Source organism: Paenibacillus xylanilyticus (genome assembly GCF_013359935.1).
In the GTDB taxonomy this organism is placed as follows: domain Bacteria; phylum Bacillota; class Bacilli; order Paenibacillales; family Paenibacillaceae; genus Paenibacillus; species Paenibacillus xylanilyticus.
In genome coordinates, this window is sequence record NZ_JABMCB010000071.1 from 1 (window position 1) to 1,238 (window position 1,238).

General features: G+C 52.1%; 2 protein-coding genes. Both read left to right on the top strand.

Annotated features, from left to right (window positions below):
* Positions 1-121: 121 nt before the first annotated feature.
* A complete protein-coding gene (locus HP552_RS00550) occupies positions 122-667 on the top strand; it encodes a DNA-packaging protein (RefSeq protein WP_000453580.1) in 546 nt (181 codons plus the stop codon).
* Positions 642-1,238, top strand: a 597-nt coding sequence (locus HP552_RS00555; protein ID WP_139758551.1) for a phage terminase large subunit family protein, incomplete at its 3' end; no start/stop codon positions are given. The genes HP552_RS00550 and HP552_RS00555, both read left to right, overlap by 26 nt.

Genomic DNA, 1,238 nt, shown 5'->3' on the forward strand with positions numbered 1-1,238 from the left:
CGTCATAACTTAATGTTTTTATTTAAAATACCCTCTGAAAAGAAAGGAAACGACAGGTGCTGAAAGCGAGCTTTTTGGCCTCTGTCGTTTCCTTTCTCTGTTTTTGTCCGTGGAATGAACAATGGAAGTCAACAAAAAGCAGCTGGCTGACATTTTCGGTGCGAGTATCCGTACCATTCAGAACTGGCAGGAACAGGGAATGCCCGTTCTGCGAGGCGGTGGCAAGGGTAATGAGGTGCTTTATGACTCTGCCGCCGTCATAAAATGGTATGCCGAAAGGGATGCTGAAATTGAGAACGAAAAGCTGCGCCGGGAGGTTGAAGAACTGCGGCAGGCCAGCGAGGCAGATCTCCAGCCAGGAACTATTGAGTACGAACGCCATCGACTTACGCGTGCGCAGGCCGACGCACAGGAACTGAAGAATGCCAGAGACTCCGCTGAAGTGGTGGAAACCGCATTCTGTACTTTCGTGCTGTCGCGGATCGCAGGTGAAATTGCCAGTATTCTCGACGGGCTCCCCCTGTCGGTGCAGCGGCGTTTTCCGGAACTGGAAAACCGACATGTTGATTTCCTGAAACGGGATATCATCAAAGCCATGAACAAAGCAGCCGCGCTGGATGAACTGATACCGGGGTTGCTGAGTGAATATATCGAACAGTCAGGTTAACAGGCTGCGGCATTTTGTCCGCGCCGGGCTTCGCTCACTGTTCAGGCCGGAGCCACAGACCGCCGTTGAATGGGCGGATGCTAATTACTATCTCCCGAAAGAATCCGCATACCAGGAAGGGCGCTGGGAAACACTGCCCTTTCAGCGGGCCATCATGAATGCGATGGGCAGCGACTACATCCGTGAGGTGAATGTGGTGAAGTCTGCCCGTGTCGGTTATTCCAAAATGCTGCTGGGTGTTTATGCCTACTTTATAGAGCATAAGCAGCGCAACACCCTTATCTGGTTGCCGACGGATGGTGATGCCGAGAACTTTATGAAAACCCACGTTGAGCCGACTATTCGTGATATTCCGTCGCTGCTGGCGCTGGCCCCGTGGTATGGCAAAAAGCACCGGGATAACACGCTCACCATGAAGCGTTTCACTAATGGGCGTGGCTTCTGGTGCCTGGGCGGTAAAGCGGCAAAAAACTACCGTGAAAAGTCGGTGGATGTGGCGGGTTATGATGAACTTGCTGCTTTTGATGATGATATTGAACAGGAAGGCTCTCCGACGTTCCTGGGTGACAAG